Source organism: Mesorhizobium huakuii, assembly GCF_014189455.1.
In the GTDB taxonomy this organism is placed as follows: Bacteria; Pseudomonadota; Alphaproteobacteria; order Rhizobiales; family Rhizobiaceae; genus Mesorhizobium; species Mesorhizobium huakuii_A.
Genome location: NZ_CP050296.1, coordinates 1,455,488 through 1,474,221, shown reverse-complemented (window position 1 = coordinate 1,474,221; position 18,734 = coordinate 1,455,488). Strand labels below are relative to the sequence as shown.

Below are 18,734 nucleotides of genomic sequence, written 5' to 3'. Positions count from 1 at the left end.
ACCGGCTTTGCAATGTCGTAAGCGACCATGCTGGTCCTGACATCGTTAGAACGAATGATTTCCAGCCGAAGTCATCGATCCAATGGCAGCGACCGGTGCATCGCCGTATCGTCCAACACCTGCTTCATTCAAACAGACGAGGACAGCGCGAAGGCCTGCTCCTAGCGTGGACTTGGGTGTTGTGTGTGCAGGGGCGATGAAACCGGGCCATGGAAACAGATAGGGCCAGCGGTTTTGCGCGATTGGGATACTGCCGGCATCCAGGAGGGACGGGATGAGTCCGCATCTGGTTTGCGTTGGAGGCGAGGATCACCGGCTTAGAATCCCGTTCCTTCTGGCGTTGCGTGAAAGGGGCTTTCGGGTCACTGCCGTCTCGAGCGATGCCGGAGGCGCCTTTTCACCCCATGGCATTCCGCATCGCCGGCTTGCTTTCGACCGCTTTGCCAGTGGCGGTGGAGAATGGAGCGCTATCAGCGCAGTCCGCAAATTGATGTCCGAACTGCGTCCGGACATCGTTCAAAGTTTCGACACCAAGCCCAACCTCCTGACCCCTTTGGCCGTGCGCGGGCAGGTTCCTGTCATTCGCACCATCAATGGGCTTGGCTGGACATTCTCGTCACGGGAACCGCGGGCGCTGGCGCTGCGTCCGGTCTTTTGCGGCCTTCAGGGGCTGGCGTCACTTTGGACAGCCATGACCGTCTTCCAGAATCGCGACGATCAGGCCTTCTTCGAGCGCTATCGGCTGGTGGGGCGCGGCAAAGGGCGGCTGATCCGCAGTTCCGGCATCGACCCGAATGCGTTTTCGACAGCAAGGTATCGTGGCCCTTCGGCCACCACGATGCGCGAAGAACTTGGGCTGCAGTCGGCCGAGATCATAATCTTTGTCGGTCGGCTGACTCGCCAGAAGGGGATCCCCACCCTCATCAAGGCGGTCCCCCGCGTCCTGTCCGAGAGGCCCAACGCGCGTTTCGTGCTCGTCGGTCCGCAAGACTCCGAAGGTCCGTTTGCGGTCAGCAGGTCCGATATCGAGCAATATGCTCCTCATGTCATAGCACTGGGGCCAAGAGGGGACGTTCCGGCCCTGCTTGGCATGGCGGATCTGTTCGCGTTTCCAACGCAGTATCGCGAGGGGATTCCGCGCGTCCTGCTGGAGGCGGGATTGTCCGGATTGCCAATCGTCGCTTCGAGAATGCCCGGCTGCAATGACGTGGTCGAAGATGGCTGGAATGGCTACCTCGTCGCGCCGCGCGATGCCGATGGCCTCGCATCCAGGATAATCGATGTTCTGTCCGACCGCGCCCGTGGCAAGATCATGGGCAGCCGTTCCGTCGGCCTGGTGCGAGAGCGCTTTTCGCTGTCGTGGGTCGTCGACCAGTATTGCGACCTGTACAAGACCGTACTCGACGGCAAATACCGCGGCAGCCTTGCTCGATCAGTGCCCGCGATCTCGAGGGAAGAGGGTGCGCGGAACCCCCGGCTGGGTGAGGCGCGGCAATGATCCGTGATGCGCTCCTGGCCTTCGGCGTCGCGATGTCCTACGCGGTGCAACTCAGCATCCCGGGGTTGCCGTTCGGCTACAGCGAACTGTTCCTCTCGCTCTGGATATTGCTGTCGATCACGCGGATCCTAGCAGGCGGCCGACTTGAGGCTACGCCGGCTTTGGCCAAGCTTGCCCGTTTCTGGCTGATCCTGACGCTTACCCTGGGCGTGGGGTCTATCATCGGCTTTCTAACGACCACACTGTTCCTCGATCCGTTGTTGCATGACACGATGGCGTACGTGCTGTTGGCCTGCGTTACCTGTCTGGCTGCAGCGGAACCCAACGCGGCCCTCCGTTTACGCCGTATCGCCTGGTGGATGATCGCTGTCGCGAGCGCAGGCTTTGTCGTTCAGCTAGGGCTTGGTTTCGGCTGGATCCATCAGTCTGGCGTCGATCCCTGGTACTGGGACCGTTTCTGCGGTTGGTCCGACAATCCGAACCAGCTTGCGCTCTACTGCGCGCTGCTTGGTCCCTTGGCCCTGCATCTTGCCACGACCACAAGCAATCATTGGGGAAGATGTCTCGGGTTGTGCAGCCTGATCCTCACCTTCTATGTCGGAAGGCTGACAAAGAGCGATACCTATCTCTATACGACTGTCCTGGCTTGCCTGATCCTTCTCGGACTGCGGGTCCGGGCCTGGCTGACAAGCGACGGCGGCAAGGTCAGCCTTCCACGGCAACTTGCCCTGCTGTTCGCCGTTGGATTCCTTCCGTTGGCCATATCAATGGCGCCTTACGCTCTCAGCGAGGCCGCCAGTGCCGAAGACTTCGCCAAGAGCCTCACCAAGGACAAGGGCGGGGAAGCGACCGCGGAAACCGCGGCACTTCGCCTCTACCTCTGGGAGGAGGCATTGAACAAGGGAGCTGGATCCGGATCCCTGGGTCTCGGTCCAGGCCCGCACCTTGATACTCCCCCCGTTGTCAATCAGCAGTTTCTGCCGCGGCCTTTCGAAGCCCATAGTACAATCCTCGATCTCTACACTCAGGGCGGCCTGATTTCAGTCCTGGCCCTGGTGTGGATCCTTGGCTCGTCCGCCTTGTCAGCGTGGCGTGCGAGACTGGACGTCCTCGTGGCACTCGTAGCCTCGATCGCTGTCTTCAGTGCTCCGCACCTGATCATCCGCCATCCGATCGTGTGGTTCTGTCTGACCCTGTGCCTCGTCGCTGGAACGCCGCAGGCGATCCCCGCGACCGTTCGCCAGAGGAGATATTAGAATGTGCGGGATCGCCGGAATTCTCTTGGCGCCAGATGCGGCCGATACGAATGCGCTCAGGGCGATCGGGCCGATGGCGATGGCCCTTCGTCATCGCGGACCCGATGCCGAGGCCCTCTGGATGAGCCGTGAAGCCGGAATCGCCTTCGGCCACCGGCGTCTGGCCATCGTCGACCTGTCGGAGGCGGGTCGCCAGCCGATGCACTCCGCAAGCGGCCGGTATGTGATTACCTTCAATGGCGAGATATACAATTTTCGCGATCTGCGTCGCGAACTCGAAGGGGCGGGCCACCATTTCCGCGGCACCAGCGACACGGAAGTCATGCTGTGCGCGATCGAGAGTTGGGGCCTCGACGCGGCACTCCAGCGCTTCGCCGGCATGTTCGCTTTCGGCCTGTGGGATCTGAAGAGCCGGATCCTCCATCTCGCCCGCGACCGAATGGGCAAGAAGCCGCTCTATGTCGCCTCGACACGTGAAGCGCTCGTCTTCGCTTCGGAGTTGAAGGCGATCACGTGCTTCCCGGGCTTCAACCCGGAACTCGACGTCGATGCGGCGGCAACGATGATTTCGAAAGGGTGGGTGCCGGATGACCTTTGCATCTGGCAGGGCGTGTTCAAGCTGCCGCCCGGTTCAGTCCTGTCGGTGACAGCGGCGGATTTCGCCAGTGCCCGCGGCGCAGGCTCGCTTGCGCATCGCGTTCGCCGCTGGTGGTCGCTGGCCGATGTCGCCAGCAAGGCGCAGCGAGATCCGATCTTCGGCAGCGACGAGGACCTCACGACCGAGCTCGACAGGCTGCTTCGCCTTGCCGTCAACGAACGCATGATCGCCGATGTACCGCTTGGCGCCTTCCTGTCGGGCGGGATCGACAGCTCGACGGTCGTCGCCCTGATGCAGGCACAGTCCCAAAAGCCCGTTCGCACCTTCACCATAGCGTTCGGTGAGAGCGGGTTCGATGAGGCTCCTCATGCGGCCGCGGTTGCGCGGCATCTGGGCACCGATCATACCGAACTTCACCTTTCACCGGCCGCGGCGCTTGAAGTCATTCCCGAACTGCCGCGGATCTGGGACGAGCCGTTCGCCGATGAGTCGCAGATACCGACGCTGCTGGTGTCGCGCCTCGCCCGGCAACACGTAACGGTGGCTCTATCGGGCGATGGCGGCGACGAGTGCTTCGCCGGCTATTCTCGGCACTTCCTGGCAACCCGCCTCAGAAGGCAGCATGAGTTGCCATCGTCATTTCGCCGGATGTTGGCGGCGGGGGCTGGATTGCTGGCCCAGGCCTCCCAGAAAGACATTTTCGGCAGCCTGCCGCTTTCGGCGAATATGCGGCACGGATTGCGCGGTGACCGGTTGAACCGGCTCGCCCACCTGTTCGCGGCGGCAAATGAGGACCAACTGCTTCAGCGGCTGACGGAATCTTCGACCAACAGCCTTCTTCATCACAAGCCACCGGCATCGAATGCCAGCGCGGCAGAGCTCAACGACTTGCTTTCGCGTCTCCTGTTCGACGACATGACAGGCTATCTGCCGGGCGACATCCTGGTGAAGCTCGATCGCGCCACCATGGCCAACAGCCTCGAGGGACGATGCCCGATCCTGGACCATCGCGTCGTTGAATTCGCCTGGCGCCTGCCGACCAGTGCCAAGGTCCGAAATGGCAAGGGCAAATGGATACTTCGCCAGCTCCTCGATCGCTATGTACCGCGCCCACTGGTCGATCGGCCCAAGCAAGGTTTCGACGTTCCGGTCGGGGCCTGGCTGAAGGGACCCCTGCGCAACTGGGCAACGGATATCATCGCCACGATACGCCTGTCCGGAGACGGGGTCATCGACTGTGCGAAGGTCGACGCATGTTGGCGCGATCATCTGCGTGGAAACCAGGATCATTTCCGTGACCTGTGGCCGCTGCTGATGTTCCAGGCGTGGCGCAACGAAGCCATGCGGCCATCAGCGCCGGCAACCCGCCCTTCTTACGATATTGAACTGACAGGGGATTGAAATGGAAGGTTCTATAGCCAGCCGCGCCAGGCTTCCGCGCGCTACGCACATGGCTGTCGCTACGCTCGACGCCAATCCGCGGATGAGGCGACCGCCACGCGAGCCCATGCAACCGCCGTCTCCCTTCCACCAACTCGTCGTCACCTTGGCAACGAGAAAATGGCTCTTGCTTGCCGTCGCCCTTCTGGGCGGCATTCTGGCCGGCCTCGCGGGCTTTACTCGCCCGGTGCTGTTCGAGGCGACGACGCAGATCATCATCGACGCCCCGAGCGGCGGTACTTCGGGCGGCACGGCATCCGCCCAAGACTCGCTGGAATCGAGCATCGATGACCATCTGACGATGCTCTCGTCGCAAGGCCACCTGCGTCGAGTTCTGGCGGCGCTTCGCCAACCGCAGGCAGCCGACCTTGCCGCAAAAAGCGGCATCAGTGCCGTCCCGCCCGCCGCAGGCTCGTTCTTGAGCGATCTGCTGAGCCGGGTCTGGACGCAGGGCAAGCCGGCGGCAGGAAGTCCGGAAGCGGACGCTGCCGCGCTGAAGACGCTGCGGAACGGAATGAGGGTCGGACAAGAGCTGCGCTCGCGCGTCATTACCATCGGCTTCACCGATGCCAGTCCGGCGCGTGCCGCGCTGGTCGCGAACACATTCGCCCAAGTCTATATCGAAGATCTCGTACAGAAACGCCGTGCGTCGGATCAGTTCGAGCTGGAATCGCTGGTCGCCGGCCTGCCGCAAGTGCAAAAGGATCTGGTCGAAGCGACCGATCGGCTGGAGACATACCGGCTGACACACGGTGCCGTTGATCAAAGCGCGGCCAACAATGCAGCCGGTGAGACAGCGGAGCTCGGCCGACAGATTTTCTTGTCAAAGGCCAATCTTTCCGCCTCGGAAGCACGCCTTCACCATATTGAGGACCTGCGAAAGGCAGGCGCCCCTGTGTCGGCCATCGCCGAAGCGATCGGATCGCCTGTGTTGACGGACCTGGTGGCACGCCAGCAGGGTGCCGCGGCGGACGACGATCTGGGCAACGCGATCAGCCGTGAAATGGAGCAGGGCATCGCGCGCATCGCTGCCGAGGCAAACGTCTACCGCGCCCAGGTGGCGGCTCTCGAGGAGCGCAAGGGGATGCTCGACGCGGCCGTGGCCGACACGGCGAGCCAGCTTTCCGGGTTGCGGGCCCTTGAGCCGCAGGTGGCCATCGTGACACAACACTACAACGAGCTCCTTGGCCGGCAGCAGGACTTGATACGGCGCATCGCCGCTCCCTCGCCAGGTGTAGCGATCCTGTCGACGGCATGGCCGCCGTCAAATTCGAAGACCATGTCGCCCGTTTTCCTGGTCCCGCCCGGCATGATCGTGTTCGGCCTGATGGGGGCGATCCTCATGTTGGTCCGCAACAGCTTCAATCAGACCTTGCGCAGCGAAGCCGAAGCCGAAGCCGAGCTTGGGATCCCGTGCATCGGACTGCTTCCCAAGGTTTCGGGAGTTCATGCCAGACAGCTGCGGCATCTGGTTCTGGGTCAGCAGAACTCGCCGTTTAGTCGCGCCGCGACATCCCTTCTCGTCACAGCGGCGCCAACTCAGGGCAGGGGGCAGCCGCCGCATATCATCCTCGTAACGTCCAGCATCCAGGACGATGGCAAGACGGAGTTGGCATGGAGCCTGGCGCTGGCGGCAACGCGACTGGGAGGAAGGGTGCTTTTCCTCGACCTCGACCGCAAGGACGTGCGGCTCACGAATGAGTTTCGTGGCGAATTCAGCACCATCAAGGCTCACAATTCCTTTGGGGACTATGTGAGTGAACGCTGCGTTCTGAAGGATGCAATCACGAGAATGCCGGAAATCGGCATCGATCTCATGGCCGCTCCAGCACCTTCGGATGACCTGCTGACGCTTCTGTCCACCGTCGATAAATCCCAGTTTACCGATGAATTGCTGTCGGTCTACGACGTCGTCATCATAAACGGGCCCTTGGGGCTCGGAGGCCCCGAAACCAGGCTTCTAAAGCGCTGGGCCGATGCGGTGCTTTTTGCCGTTCGCTGGGCCAGGACGCGGCGCGGCATTGCCCGTGGTGTTCTGGAGTCGCTGCGGGCCGGCGGACCCGTCACTGTTCCAGTAGGCAGCGTGCTCACCCAAGTGAATTTAAACAGGCATGCCGGCTACGGGCTCGGGGATAGCGCCGACCTCCTGTTGGAGAGGGTTTGATGAGGACCGTCGTCTGCGCTTCCCCAAAAGGAATCGAACCCGTTCCCGCAAATGAGCCTGACCCAGAATGATCATCGAATTCTTCGGACCGCCAGGATCCGGTAAAACAACGTTTGCGCATGAGCTCGTGCAGCAGCTGCGGGGGAAAGGTTATCGCGCCAAGGTCGCTCTCAACTATAAGCCCAGCGCACGGACCGGAAGATTCGATCTCGGGATCTTTCTGTTCGTATCAAGAATTGTATCTGCAATATTTTCGACAGCATTAATATTGATTTCCTCTAGAGGTCGAATGAATGATATTTCAATTTCATTGTCGATGGTGCGGCTTATACCGCCAAGAAACAGAATATGGCGCGCTCGAATATGGCAATACATCTTGCACCTATCGCGTTGCTGGAATGGTGCTGAGCGATCACCCGAAATAATAATTTTCGATCAAGGGTATGTTCAAGCAATTGGATCGCTGGCGATGTTCAACGGGGGCGCTGATCATGGAGCGTTAAAAAAGGCGCTCAGCCTCGCGCCGCCGGCCGACCTGACCGTCAGGCTGGTGGTGCCATATGCGGTCGTGGAGAGCCGCTTGCGGCAGCGGATGGAGCGCGAGCCGCCGGCGGAACGAATCTTCGAGGCCGACTTGAACGTGAATATGCGCTCTCTTGGTGTTTTTGAATCGATAAATGATCTCCTCGCGATTTCTGGCCGAGAAGTCATTTCCGTCGACAATGCTGACGGCCAATCGACCTTCAAAAGTATTTGTCGAGTCGAGAAAAAATCATTTCCGCATTGTTACGGACAGATAAGTCCGCCGCTGAGAATCAAAGGAAGTTCCCGAATCCTCCCGCGCTCGTTCCTGCTTCAGCAACGGCGCCGCGGAATAAGGAAATGGGCTCCCGGCTCGCTTGGGCGAGCATTTTCGCCCTGTTGATCTACATCGGCGGCGCTGGGCTAACCAGTCTTGCGCAGTTGGCAATTGCACGCCTCATCGGGCCACGCAACTACGGCATCTATTCCTACGTTCTGGCATGGACCTCCGTGCTGGCCTATCTGGCAACGCTTGGTTTCAATGTATCCTTGTTGCGTTTTGTCCCGGCCTATAGAGCCAATGGCAGGCTTGATCTGGCACGGGGGTGATAAGATTTGCCCTGCAAAGATCGCTGGTGGCGGCAGCGCTGTTCGGGATGATCGGCATTGCCTCTGTCCTGTTCTTTTCAGATCATACGCAAAGAGGGCTTGAGATAAGCATTATGCTCGGCATGGTGGCTGTGCCCTTGATTACGACTTATGCTCTCGGAGCCACGCTTGTGCGTGCTTTCGGCGGCGTCGTCTCTGCGCTGTTGCCGGAACGCATCGTGCGAGACGGGCTCCTGCTGGTGTTGGTGGCGATCCTGGCCAAGTGCGGATTGCGAACCGTGGATGCGCCGGAGGTGATGCTGGCGGTGGTAACAAGTTCCGTCATCACGGTTGGGCTGGTGTTCATCACCGCCAGGAAACTTGAACCGCCTGGCCTGCGGCAGGCTAAACCCACCTATGCATCGAGAGAATGGTGGTTTGCCGTCCCCCCGCTCATGCTCATCACCGGGCTCGATGTTTTCGTCAGCCGGGCCGGCGTGCTGGTTTTGGGCTGGACAAACCATATCCGTGAAGCGGGTGTTTTCGCCTTGGCGTTGAACATCGCGATGCTTGTGGGGCTCTCCCGCATCGCCGTCGCTACCATGTTTTCGCCAACAGCTGCCGATCTGTATGCAAGAGGCGATCGCAAAGGACTACAGCAGCTATTCGCGCGGGCTACCTTGCTTTCTGCCAGTGGCGCCATCGTTGTAGCCATCCCAATGATGGTGATCGCTGAGCCGTTTTTGAGCTTCTTCGGTGAGGGTTACGCCGCAGGAGCGCCAATCGCGCGGGTTCTCATCTTGGGATATGTGTTTGTCGCGCTGTGTGGGCCTCAGCAGAATCTCCTGACCATGACCGGGAACGAATGGGCCGCCGCAACGACCATGATCGCCGGTGCGATAGCCAACATCATAGCCTGTGCGCTGGGCGTCGCAATTTACGGCCCGATTGGCGCTGCGGTCGGTGTCGCGCTTGCCCTGAGCATCTGGAGCGTTGCCATGGCCATCTATATCGGCAAGCGACTGAAAATCGTGCCGGGCTTGGTTTTTGTTTTGCTCTCGATCAGGCCGAGCGCGATCGGCGGCCAACAATGGAACTGGTTCTTGAGGGCTGGCAAATGAGAGCTGTCCACCGACGGTGATGGCCCCATCATTGAGCCGGCAGTTTAACGAAGGCCCGGGCGCATATTGGTCGTTAATGTGGCCGGTGGGCTTGGATGCCTCCAGCATGGCTGAAGGCATAAGACTCGGAGAGGCGTCGACGTTCACCCTCCCTCGACACAACTACGCCCGCCGGCACGGCCGTTACATTCTACGGTCTGTGTCCGTCATTTGAAGGATGCATGAGTTCCCGAGGCGCGTCACGGTGTTGTGCAAGCTGCGGAGCATCCATGGAACAAGAACCAATGGCGGCGGCCTCGACGCCTTCGATGCGCCATCGGTCCGAAAGATCGACGCCAGTCGAGCCCAGCCAGCGCGAAACACTCACTCAGGTCCAGGTCCTGCGCGCCCTCGCGGCCACCTCGGTCGCGCTGCGCCACGCGCAGCACGATGCGGCGAGCTTGGAACTAGAAGCCGGCCGCACCTTTCAGGCGTGGGATCCGATACCATGGAGCGCTGGAGTCGATGTCTTCTTCGTAATTTCCGGCCTGATCATGGTGCACACGTCGCGACAGTTGTTCGCCAAGACGGGTGGCGCGCGTCTCTTCCTTTCTCGGCGGCTCGCCCGGATTGTCCCGCTATATTGGGCGGTCACCACGCTCTACCTTGCCGTGGCGTTGCTCGCTCCCTCATTTCTCAACCAGGACTACATCAATTTCCGGTTTGTAATCGAATCCTACTTCTTCATCCCGGCCACTCGCCCCGACGGCGTCGTTCAGCCTGTCTACGAGCTGGGTTGGACGCTCAACTATGAGATGCTTTTCTACGTGTTGTTTACGGCGGCGATCGTGCTGCCCATGCGTTGGGCCGTTACCGTCCTGCTCACGACCCTGGTGGGGATGGTGTTCGCAGGCCGTCTCGCGGCGCCTTTGCGAGAGCCATTCGCGTTCTGGACCGATCCGATCATCCTTGAGTTCGCTTTCGGCGTGACAATCGGGATCATGTGCACCTCGGGTCTGCGGCCCTCCGGTTTGATCAGGGCCTGCGTCGCTGCAGCGGGACTGGCCGCCCTGATGCTGGCGGCGGCTTTTCCCGATATCTCGATCGGCCTTTCCCGCCCCATTGTTTACGGCATCCCGGCATCTCTCATCGTTTGGAGTGCTGCATTGGCGCCGGGCGAGCTGAGGCATGAAAGCCTGGCCGCGCGATGGGGCGCCGGCGTCGGCGACGCGTCCTATGCTCTCTACCTCCTGCATCCATTCGTGATCCGCGCCACGCGCATCTTCTTCTGGCGAACAGGCTTGATTCTGGTGCTCGGCCCGTGGGCCTTTATCGCGTCGGCGCTGGTGATCACTTTTGGTGTGGCACTCATCACCTATCGCTTGTTCGAGAAGCCGCTGACTCGCCGTGCCCGACGCCTTCTGGGAGCCGGGCCCAGCGCCCGACAGCAGCTTCGCCCATTTCCGGTGCCGGCGTATCCCAAGACGGACTGATCGAGCGTTGGTCAAATGAGCCGGCGTTGTGCTCGCCGTCCGGCCCTGTTCCCGCCCTATGCCTGAATGAACGCTTGTCGTTTTCGGCCGACGGGCCTTGCATGGAAATCCCGGTACCATTCCACGAAACGTTGCACCCCGTCCTCGAGTGCTGTCGCCGGTGCGAAGCCGACAGCACGGCGGAGGTCGCTGACGTCGGCGCGGGTTTCCAGGACGTCACCCGGGGGCAAAGGCACGTTGACGCGAAGGGCGCGGCGGCCAAGGGCCGTCTCGATGATTGCGATCAGACGGTTGATCTCTTCGGGCCGGTCGTTGCCGATATTGTAGACCCGATATGGCGCCGAACTGGAGGCGGGATCGGCCGCGAGGCTGTCCCAGTCCGGATCCGGCGCGGCGGCGCAGCGAGCACGCGAACCACCCCTTCCACGATGTCGTCGATGTAAGTGAAATCTCGCCATACGCGGCCGGCATTGGCGATTTCGATCGTCCGTCCCTCGGCGATGGCATGGGTGAACGTATAGACCGCCATGTCGGGCCGGCCCCAAGGCCCGTAGACGGTGAAGAAACGCAATCCAGTCACGGGCAAGCCGAACAGATGGCTGTACGAATGCGCCATGCATTCGTTCGCGCTTTTGGTCGCGGCATAGAAGCTGACCGGGTGGCTGGCGCCATGGTGCTCGGAAAACGGGATGCTTCGATTGGCGCCGTAAACGGAACTCGACGAGGCATAGACGAGATGGCTGACGCCGGCGTGCCGGCAGCCCTCCAGGACATTGAGAAACGCGACAATGTTCGACTGCACATAGGCATGCGGGTCGACGAGCGAATAACGCACGCCGGCTTGAGCGGCGAGGTGCACGAAGTGCGATGGCTGGAAGTCGGAAAACAGCGCTTTTACCAGTACCTGGTCCGCCAGGTCCATCCGCATGGGCGTGAACCTCGGCTCGGCGCAGAGCTGTGCAAATCGCGCCTCCTTCAGCCTCAGGTCGTAGTAGGGCGTGAAATTGTCGACGCCGATGACGTCAACGCCCTGCCGCAAGAGCCGTAACGCAACATGAAAGCCGATGAACCCGGCGGCGCCTGTGACGACGACGGGCCCCGCGCGTGCAAGTTTCAATACAGCACCATCCGACCGCGCTCGAGCGGTATCCGCCAGCTTGTGAACCGTCGAATTTGCTTCGACCATGGCAAGTCACTCCTGTTGCGAGATCCTGCTTTGCCGATAGCGCGTCGAAAGGGTGGGGTGGCGCTGCCAACGATCTGCCCCATCGCGGCCGCAGAATGCCGCCGCGTTGGCATTGGCCTGATGTCGATCGCCTGAATCCGGGCGGCTGCCGACGCCCGGCCGTTGCAATTTCATGGCAGGACCGAAATGCGCCCCAGAAGAGCCACCAACTCCGCCTGACGCCTTGTCTCGGTCTTGGCGAACAGCGAGGCAAGCTGGGAACGGATCGTCGTGCGGCTGAGATGCCAGCTGCGGGCGATCTCCAGGGGCGCATCGCCATGCGCCAGGCGCAACGCCAGCTGCGTTTCCGCACTGGTCAAACCGAACATCCTTTGCAAGGTCTGAGGGTTTGCCGACGATGTGTTCTCCCGGTCCAGCAATGCGACGATGCTGGTACCGTCCGGTGTGACAACGCCCGTCTCATTCAGGACCACCGGCCTGTCGCCCCTGCTGCGGATCACCACCCATGAAAGTGTGCCCGGCTGAAAGTGAACCGGAACATTCGCGACCAGCCGCCTTAGTCCGGCGGAAAGCTCGCCTGCCGTGTCGGCCGCTTCACCCTGGCGCTCTAGCGTCTCTTGAGCGGCTGCGTTCCACTCGATTACTTTCCTGTCGCGGTCCAGCACGAAATAGCCGCAGCCGATGCGGTCAAGCATGCCGGTTATGGATTCCAAACTGCGTCGCTGCGGTCCGCCGATTCTGGCGTCCGGTCGATCCGACAGGTGTATCGGACGTGCGTGACGAGTATCCTTCAGTGAAATGTATTGGCTGATCGCAACCGCCTCGTTGCGCCTCTCAATCAGTGTCATCGCCTCTACCCCAACCCTAGTTGCTACTGATCCAAGTAAATCTTGTGCGATTTACTTGCTTTTAATTCCGCCAACTGACGGGAATGCACTCCTTTGGCTTGATTTTCGACACGTCTGAAGAAATCCGCGGCAAGTCTGTTCCGCAGCGTTCGTTGAACATGCCTTTTTGATGAGCCCAACCGAGCCTGATTCTATTCGCCGGCAAGGGCATGGCAATCCGGCAGTGGTACTAGGCTGCCCCGTCGCGGCCTAGTCTCGACGAACTAGACAGAAGGTTGTAGTCTGGGAGCATGGGTTCGTACCTGCGCTGGCTCAAATCGAACGTGTCAAGCACCCCGTTGGCTCATGTAGCTTCGCTATTGGTGCTTGCAGCAGCGATAGTACTCGAAGCGATAAATACGATATATGTCGGCGAAGGGGTGACGTTTATTGCGTTTATCCCCATAATTATTGTTATCGTTTATCTCGAAGGGCGTCTGGTTGCCATCGCCGCAACGCTTCTCATGGCGGCCGCCGGCTTGTGGATGCGACGCGTTCTGAACGCCCAACTCTCTGCTGAAGATTGGACGAGCGCCATCTTCCTTCTGGTCTCCGGTGGCCTGATCGCATTTGTGTTCCACCGCCTGCGACAGGATCTGCGCGCGGCGCTCGAGGTTGCGGAGGCGAGGCTCGCTGCCATCGATGCCGCCGAGAGTCGTTATCGTTGGGCCTTCGAGCGCGCCGCCTTGGGTTTTGCAAATGCCAATCGACGTGGCGAACTGCTGCAATCGAACAGACGCTTTTCCGAGATGACCGGCTACGAAGGAGGGGGAACTTGCCCAGCTCAAGCTGGAGGGGCTCGTTCTTCGCGACGATCGAGATGCCGTGCGGGGGTTGTTGAAAGATTTGGATAACGGCGCCTCGTCGTCCGCTGCGGATATTCGCCTGCTGCGGAAGGACGGCAAGGCATTCTGGGCTCGTCTGTCCCTGTCTTCATCGCGGCCTGACGAGGCATCCACCGAGAGCGTGTTCGTGGTGATCGACGATATTTCCGAGCGACGAGCCGCACGCGAGGCCCTCCGGGCTCAGAAGGAATGGCTTGATCTCGCTCTGTCTGCCGGACGCCTGGGTACGTGGCGAATAGATCTCAAGGAAGGGACGGTCGAGGGCTCCGGCAAGTTCTGGGACATTCTCGGTCTGCCGCCGACGCCCGTCCGCCGCTTGGAAGAACTCTCGACCGTCATCCATCCAGCCGACTGGCCGAAGTTGGCTGCCTCGGCAAAACCCTCGTCGGCGGTGAACTACGACATCGAGATTCGTGTCAGGCGGATGGATGGTCACATACGCTGGGTTGCTCTGCGCGGACGGCAGGAAGAACACGGCGATCGTGCGATCCGCATCGGGATCGCGGCCGATCTGACCGAGCGTCGACAAACCACGCTTCTTCGCGCCGCCGTGAAGAAGCGCGAGCGCATCATGCTCGAAGAGCGCCATCGGTTCAGCAACTTGTTCCCGGTGATCACGGCCTTGGTGAACATGATCAATGTTCCCGAGAACGACGTTGCCAAATACAAGGAGATGCTGGTCGATCGGATTCGAACGCTGGAAGCGACGCATCTGCTGCTGTCTCGTCATACCAGCCTGTCCGGGATGCTCCACGACCTCGTGGCCCAGGAGTTGCAGCCTTTCAAGGAGACACGGGACATAACGATCAGTGGCCCCGCCCTCACAGTGCCAAGTGGCGCCGCCGAGAGCTTTGCGATGATCCTTCACGAGCTGACGACAAACTCCGTGAAACACGGTGCGCTGGGTGACTCACAAGGCAAGGTCGAAGTTAAGTGGCAATTCGCATCCGACGGCGCAGGCGACGACCTCGTGTTCGATTGGGTGGAATCGGGACGGCGGAAGAACTCAAAGGTCGTGCGCCACGGTTTCGGGTCCATGATAATCGGCGTGGACGGCACGCCGCTAGTCGGTCACTCCCCGAAACTGGAAATATCGGAGCACGGACTGCGATATTCCTTGCGGTTATCGCGGAAGGAAATTGAATTATAGTGGATGTCGCTGCAAAACGACCTCGGATCCGGGAAACTTGCATCCGTAACAAAGACCAAAGCGCGTCGGTCTCGCAGGTCTACCCTCTACATGCCGGTCCAAACCGCTACCAGCTTCGGGTGGCATAAATCAGCTCACATTTCTCGACTGCCAGGTTTGCAGCAAAACAGCTGCTTCAGTCCGGTTCCGTACCCCGAGCTCGCGCAGAATGGCAGCGGCATGGATTTTGGTTGTCGCTTCGGCAATATCCAGATTGCGGGCGATCTCCTTGTTCGAGTACCCCTCCGCCATCAGCTTGAGGACGTCCTTCTGCCTCGACGTCAGCCTGCCGAGATCGCTCGAGCCCACGCGTCGACGGATTGGATTTTTCGCCGAGGGCAGGGCGGCATACGATCTCTGGTCCCCAGACGTCCGAGACAGGAGTGCTGGTACATAGATCCGACCCGCGAGGATCTCATTTACCGCCAGCACGACTTCCTCGTCTTTCTGCGATTTGACGATGTAACCATGGAGCCCGATCGAAAGAGCCGTCAGAATCTCCGAGCGGGAATCGTCCCCGGAAACGATCGCAAAGCGTGTGCCAGGATAGGCGGAGAGAACCTCGCTGAGCACTTGCTGATCAAACAGCCCAGGCATGTTCAGGTCGAGGATCGCAAGATCGATGGATGCCTGCTCCTCCAGAAGATTGACCACAGCATCGAAACACGCAGCCTCGAATATCTCGGCACCTGGAATTCCAGCCATAAGTGCCAGCCGGAGGCCACGCCGATACAAGCCGTGATCATCGGCAATGACGATCCGATACATTGAACCACCCCAACGCGTTACCCGGTTCCCGACGAGAAAACCCGTTGGAACCTCCCATTCCTGTGTGATGGACGGAACCGCGGCGATCCTAGAATCGTGTCCAACCACTGGTCATCCCATCACAGTGAAGTCCGCAGCGTCCCCATCCACGCACATCACACATGGCTAATGTAATACTAATTTGCGACGATCTTCTATTAGTTTTTTTAACGCTGGCGTGCGGTACCTGCCCGCCGAACGATGCCGAGTTTCCGTTTCCAGTGTCCAAAACCAGTGTGCCGCACAGTGTTTTGATGCGGCACCTGCCTTCGCCAGAGGCGCGCGGCCCGGCTTCGGCACTGGGCAAATCATTGTTTTTTGATCGCAAGACTGATTCGGTTTCATTGGTCTCATGATCAGGTCCAAAGCGCTTGGGTCTGTCCTTGATCCTGCGGCTATTTAATACCGGAAACGCTTGGGATCGTTACCATTCGAATGCACGACGACACCCATTCAGAGTGATCATACCATTCATGATGAGGTGTTCGGATTGGCTCGTGGGCGACCCTGCGAGCACTCCATTCGCAACGATGATGTTCGGGCTGAATAAACTCGGGAGGATCGGATGAAAGCGGTGATTCAATGTGGTGGGATGGGTACGCGCCTTCGGCCTTTCACGTCGGTCCTGCCGAAACCCTTGATGCCGATAGGGGCCCGGCCCGTTCTTGAGCTGCTTCTGAAGTGGCTGCGGCGCAACGGTATCGAAGAGGTCTATATCACGACCGGGTATCTCGGGCACTTGATCCGCAGCGTCTGCGGCGACGGATCGCAATGGAATTTGAAGATCAGATACACCCAGGAAATGGAGCCACTGGGCACCATCGGGCCTCTCTCTCTGATCAGGGATGAACTGAACGAAACATTTGTGGTGCTCAACGGCGATGTTCTTACCGATCTGAGCCTCAGCCGGTTCGTGGCCGCGCACCGCATGCACAAGGATCCGGTTACGATCGCCACGGCCTGCCGCCATATCAAGATGGACTTCGGCGTCATCGACGAGATCGACAATGCCGTTCAGCTCTTTCGGGAAAAGCCGACGCTTTCCCATCTCGTCAGCATGGGGATTTACTGCATGAACCCGGATGTCCTGCGGTTCATTCCTTCCGGCATCCCATTTGGGTTCGACGACCTGATGCTGCAGATGATGCAGGGCGGCACGACCGTGCACGTGTACAAGCATGATGGTCTCTGGCTCGACATCGGTCGCGTTGATGACTTCCAGAATGCGCAAGCGATTGCCTGGGAAGAGCAGTCGACCTCGATCGAGGTCGCAGCCGCGGCCGCATGAAAACCCGCAAATAACGAGTTCAGGAGGTCAAGATGCTCTTGGTGAGCGCCCCGATACTAGGCGTGCCGGAGAAGGTGGCCCTGTCCAAGGTGATTGACAGCGGCTGGCTTACCATGGGGGATAGGGTACGAGAGTTCGAGCAGACCTTTGCCACCATGCATGGCGCGCAGGATTGCGTTGCGGTTGGTTCCTGCACCGCGGCGCTTCATCTTATCCTGCATGCACTGGGAATAGGCCCTGGCGACGAAGTGCTGGTTCCGTCACTGACGTTCGTGGCGACCGCGAATGCGGTGCTCTATGTCGGGGCGACTCCGATCTTTGTCGACATCGAATCGGTCGACGTGCCGTTGATGTCGCTTGCGGAAGCAGAAGCGCGGTGCACGCCACGCACCAAGGCGGTCATTCTCGTTCACTTCGCGGGCTATCTCGCCAATCGGGAACAATGGCAGCGGTTCGCCCGGGTTAGAGGACTGCATATCATCGAGGATGCCGCGCATGCGCCCGGCCTCAGGGAAGTGGGGACGTTCGGCACCGCGGCTGCTTTCAGCTTCTATGGCAACAAGAACATGACAACGGCGGAAGGGGGCGCGGTGATCGCCCGCGACCCCGATCTCCTCGACAGGGTTCGCCAGGCCCGTGGGCACGGGATGACCAGCGGGACACATCAGCGGCTGAACAGTCGTACCCCGCAATATGATGTCACGATGCTCGGGTTCAACTACCGCATGGACGAGATGCGGGCGGCGATTGGGCTGGTTCAGCTGCAGAACCTGCAAGAGTGGAACGAAATCAGGCGCATCCTGGCCGTCCTCTACCGGCGCCTCATCGCAGAACATTGCCCGGCCGTGACCATTCCATTCAGCGAACCCCGGACGTCGGCTTACCACATCATGCCGGTCCTCCTGCCGCGCTACGCGAGGCGGCAGGACGTTATCGACGAACTGCGGACGCAGGGGATACAGACCACGATTCATTATCCGCCGGTGCACCAGATGACGTTCTATCGCGAGCGTTACCCCGGCATCACTTTGCCGCGGACAGAGGACTTTGCGCAGCGAGAGCTGACAATTCCACTGCATCCCCAGATCACTTCACCTGTCGCCGAAGCGGTTGTGTCTGCACTCGCAGCCGCGCTCAACGGCGGCGCCCAAACAGGAACTGCCGCATGAATGCATTAGATCTTTCCGTGCATCGGCGCGTCGTCTCAAGGCCCGTACACGGGCTGGCGAGACGTTCGATCGATCTCGTGGTCGCGGGCGTCGCGGCCGTCCTATTCGCACCATTGATGCTGCTGATCGCCGGAGCGCTGCTGTTCGAAGGCGGAGGCTCGATCTTGTTCGCACAGACCCGTATGGGCGCTGGTGGCCGACCCTTCCGCATGTACAAATTTCGCAAGTTCGGTGTGAACTGCGGCTCTCAAGGCCTCGCGCTGACCGTCGTGGGCGACAGCCGCATGACGACGGTGGGCCGATTCCTCGCCGCAACGAAGTTCGACGAACTGCCGCAGCTGTGGAACGTCCTCAAAGGCGAGATGGCGATCGTCGGGCCGCGACCCGAGAGCCTGGCTTTCGCCGATTGTTTCCGGGGTGGCCTCGAGGCCGTCCTGCAATACAAGCCCGGCCTGCTGGGGCCAACCCAGGTTCTCTTCCGGCACGAGGCGCATTTCTTTCCCCGATCCGCGGATCCGATCCTGTTTTACCGGGAGGTTATGTTCCCCGCCAAAGCCAGACTCGACCTCTCCTACTATCCACAGCGCACCATCGCCTCCGACATCGTGTGGATGGTGCGCGGCTTCCTGGCGGTTGTCGGCTGGGTTCCATCACAGCCGATCAATGTATGAACCCCAAAAGGAAGCGCTCCAGTCAGCCAAGGG

General features: G+C 60.3%; 15 protein-coding genes and 1 pseudogene. 13 read left to right on the top strand and 3 right to left on the bottom strand.

All coding sequences use genetic code 11. The features are described from left to right. Nucleotides 1-274 precede the first annotated feature (274 nt). From HB778_RS07335 to HB778_RS07310, 8 genes are all read left to right on the top strand, one after another. On the top strand, nucleotides 275-1,498 hold the full coding sequence (locus HB778_RS07335) for a glycosyltransferase (protein ID WP_183462659.1): 1,224 nt from the start codon (nucleotides 275-277) through the stop codon (nucleotides 1,496-1,498). Further along, complete coding sequence (locus tag HB778_RS07330) at nucleotides 1,495-2,754, top strand: polymerase (protein ID WP_183462658.1); 1,260 nt, start codon at nucleotides 1,495-1,497, stop codon at nucleotides 2,752-2,754. The genes HB778_RS07335 and HB778_RS07330 overlap by 4 nt, the downstream gene beginning before the upstream one ends. A gap of 1 nt (nucleotide 2,755) precedes the next feature. Then, complete coding sequence (gene asnB, locus HB778_RS07325) at nucleotides 2,756-4,753, top strand: asparagine synthase (glutamine-hydrolyzing) (protein ID WP_183462656.1); 1,998 nt, start codon at nucleotides 2,756-2,758, stop codon at nucleotides 4,751-4,753. Nucleotides 4,754-4,919: 166 nt separating this feature from the next. Beyond that, nucleotides 4,920-6,956, top strand: coding sequence for a GumC family protein (locus HB778_RS07320; RefSeq protein ID WP_244661858.1), 2,037 nt, complete (start codon nucleotides 4,920-4,922; stop codon nucleotides 6,954-6,956). 67 nt (nucleotides 6,957-7,023) lie between these two features. Beyond that, on the top strand, nucleotides 7,024-7,881 hold the full coding sequence (locus HB778_RS41385; RefSeq protein WP_244661857.1) for an AAA family ATPase: 858 nt from the start codon (nucleotides 7,024-7,026) through the stop codon (nucleotides 7,879-7,881). After that, nucleotides 7,878-8,087 carry an oligosaccharide flippase family protein gene (locus HB778_RS41380; RefSeq protein WP_244661856.1) on the top strand — a complete coding sequence of 70 codons (210 nt, stop codon included), beginning with the start codon at nucleotides 7,878-7,880 and terminating at the stop codon, nucleotides 8,085-8,087. The genes HB778_RS41385 and HB778_RS41380 overlap by 4 nt, the downstream gene beginning before the upstream one ends. Nucleotides 8,088-8,113: 26 nt before the next feature. Then, nucleotides 8,114-9,187: a lipopolysaccharide biosynthesis protein gene (locus tag HB778_RS41375; RefSeq protein ID WP_244661855.1), complete on the top strand. Its 1,074-nt coding sequence runs from the start codon at nucleotides 8,114-8,116 to the stop codon at nucleotides 9,185-9,187. Nucleotides 9,188-9,456: 269 nt separating this feature from the next. Further along, nucleotides 9,457-10,659 carry an acyltransferase family protein gene (locus tag HB778_RS07310; protein ID WP_183462652.1) on the top strand — a complete coding sequence of 401 codons (1,203 nt, stop codon included), beginning with the start codon at nucleotides 9,457-9,459 and terminating at the stop codon, nucleotides 10,657-10,659. Nucleotides 10,660-10,715: 56 nt separating this feature from the next. Here HB778_RS07310 and HB778_RS07305 read toward each other — a convergent pair. Together HB778_RS07305 and HB778_RS07300 are read right to left on the bottom strand one after the other, a co-directional pair. Continuing rightward, nucleotides 10,716-11,776 (bottom strand): annotated as a pseudogene (locus HB778_RS07305) (NAD-dependent epimerase/dehydratase family protein). Nucleotides 11,777-12,015: 239 nt separating this feature from the next. After that, entirely contained in the window at nucleotides 12,016-12,693 is a 678-nt protein-coding gene (locus HB778_RS07300) for a helix-turn-helix transcriptional regulator (RefSeq protein ID WP_183462650.1), read from the bottom strand. 290 nt (nucleotides 12,694-12,983) lie between these two features. On the opposite strand from HB778_RS07300, the gene HB778_RS41370 reads away from it, so the two are divergent. Together HB778_RS41370 and HB778_RS07295 are read left to right on the top strand one after the other, a co-directional pair. Then, the gene (locus HB778_RS41370) at nucleotides 12,984-13,586 is read left to right on the top strand and encodes a hypothetical protein (protein ID WP_244661854.1); all 603 of its coding nucleotides are present in this window, start codon (nucleotides 12,984-12,986) and stop codon (nucleotides 13,584-13,586) included. After that, complete coding sequence (locus tag HB778_RS07295; protein ID WP_244661853.1) at nucleotides 13,558-14,727, top strand: sensor histidine kinase; 1,170 nt, start codon at nucleotides 13,558-13,560, stop codon at nucleotides 14,725-14,727. The genes HB778_RS41370 and HB778_RS07295 overlap by 29 nt, the downstream gene beginning before the upstream one ends. 129 nt (nucleotides 14,728-14,856) lie before the next feature. Here the strand turns inward: HB778_RS07295 and HB778_RS07290 are convergent, their stop codons facing one another. Then, entirely contained in the window at nucleotides 14,857-15,534 is a 678-nt protein-coding gene (locus HB778_RS07290; protein WP_183462648.1) for a LuxR C-terminal-related transcriptional regulator, read from the bottom strand. 604 nt (nucleotides 15,535-16,138) lie between these two features. On the opposite strand from HB778_RS07290, the gene HB778_RS07285 reads away from it, so the two are divergent. The 3 genes from HB778_RS07285 (at nucleotide 16,139) to HB778_RS07275 (ending at nucleotide 18,701) form a co-directional block, all read left to right on the top strand. Beyond that, nucleotides 16,139-16,861: a nucleotidyltransferase family protein gene (locus tag HB778_RS07285; RefSeq protein WP_096449679.1), complete on the top strand. Its 723-nt coding sequence runs from the start codon at nucleotides 16,139-16,141 to the stop codon at nucleotides 16,859-16,861. A 32-nt stretch (nucleotides 16,862-16,893) separates the two neighbouring features. After that, nucleotides 16,894-18,030: a DegT/DnrJ/EryC1/StrS family aminotransferase gene (locus tag HB778_RS07280; protein ID WP_183462646.1), complete on the top strand. Its 1,137-nt coding sequence runs from the start codon at nucleotides 16,894-16,896 to the stop codon at nucleotides 18,028-18,030. Nucleotides 18,031-18,146: 116 nt separating this feature from the next. Then, a complete protein-coding gene (locus tag HB778_RS07275; RefSeq protein WP_244661852.1) occupies nucleotides 18,147-18,701 on the top strand; it encodes a sugar transferase in 555 nt (184 codons plus the stop codon). The last annotated feature ends 33 nt before the right edge of the window (nucleotides 18,702-18,734 follow it).

What these genes read in the sequence shown, in the direction of transcription:
- HB778_RS07335 (WP_183462659.1), top strand. Translation starts at nt 275, where the DNA reads ATGAGTCCGCATCTGGTTTGCGTTGGAGGCGAGGATCACCGGCTTAGA.
- HB778_RS07330 (WP_183462658.1), top strand. Translation starts at nt 1,495, where the DNA reads ATGATCCGTGATGCGCTCCTGGCCTTCGGCGTCGCGATGTCCTACGCG.
- asnB (WP_183462656.1), top strand. Translation starts at nt 2,756, where the DNA reads ATGTGCGGGATCGCCGGAATTCTCTTGGCGCCAGATGCGGCCGATACG.
- HB778_RS41385 (WP_244661857.1), top strand. Translation starts at nt 7,024, where the DNA reads ATGATCATCGAATTCTTCGGACCGCCAGGATCCGGTAAAACAACGTTT.
- HB778_RS07310 (WP_183462652.1), top strand. Translation starts at nt 9,457, where the DNA reads ATGGAACAAGAACCAATGGCGGCGGCCTCGACGCCTTCGATGCGCCAT.
- HB778_RS07300 (WP_183462650.1), bottom strand. Translation starts at nt 12,693, where the DNA reads ATGACACTGATTGAGAGGCGCAACGAGGCGGTTGCGATCAGCCAATAC.
- HB778_RS41370 (WP_244661854.1), top strand. Translation starts at nt 12,984, where the DNA reads ATGGGTTCGTACCTGCGCTGGCTCAAATCGAACGTGTCAAGCACCCCG.
- HB778_RS07290 (WP_183462648.1), bottom strand. Translation starts at nt 15,534, where the DNA reads ATGTATCGGATCGTCATTGCCGATGATCACGGCTTGTATCGGCGTGGC.
- HB778_RS07285 (WP_096449679.1), top strand. Translation starts at nt 16,139, where the DNA reads ATGAAAGCGGTGATTCAATGTGGTGGGATGGGTACGCGCCTTCGGCCT.
- HB778_RS07280 (WP_183462646.1), top strand. Translation starts at nt 16,894, where the DNA reads ATGCTCTTGGTGAGCGCCCCGATACTAGGCGTGCCGGAGAAGGTGGCC.
- HB778_RS07275 (WP_244661852.1), top strand. Translation starts at nt 18,147, where the DNA reads ATGCTGCTGATCGCCGGAGCGCTGCTGTTCGAAGGCGGAGGCTCGATC.